Here is a 250-nt window from a genome sequence, read left to right on the forward strand (position 1 = left end):
ATAAAACTTTGAGCTAAATAATTATTTATGCGATTTTGACAGTATGGAGATTCAATTAATAGTTTGAGAGAAACTGTACCAAATTCCCCTTTCTTGAAACTTTCTTTTACATCAGTAAACTGATAAGAGTAATGGCTATCTTCGAAAGGACCGTTATTGACGATTAGATGCTCATAATGACTATCTTTTTCTTCTTTAACTATATACTTAGTAACCCAACTTTTAATTGCATCAAAGTCCTGTATTAACT

At 30.0% G+C, this 250-nt stretch carries 1 protein-coding gene; it reads right to left on the minus strand.

The genetic code is table 11. From position 1 onward, the window contains the following. A partial coding sequence (locus AAEZ22_RS18535) for a hypothetical protein (RefSeq protein WP_352298545.1) occupies positions 1-250 on the minus strand: 250 nt, incomplete at both ends.

It is taken from the genome of Pseudoalteromonas sp. 20-MNA-CIBAN-0454, assembly GCF_040308685.1.
Taxonomy (GTDB): Bacteria; Pseudomonadota; Gammaproteobacteria; order Enterobacterales; family Alteromonadaceae; genus Pseudoalteromonas; species Pseudoalteromonas nigrifaciens.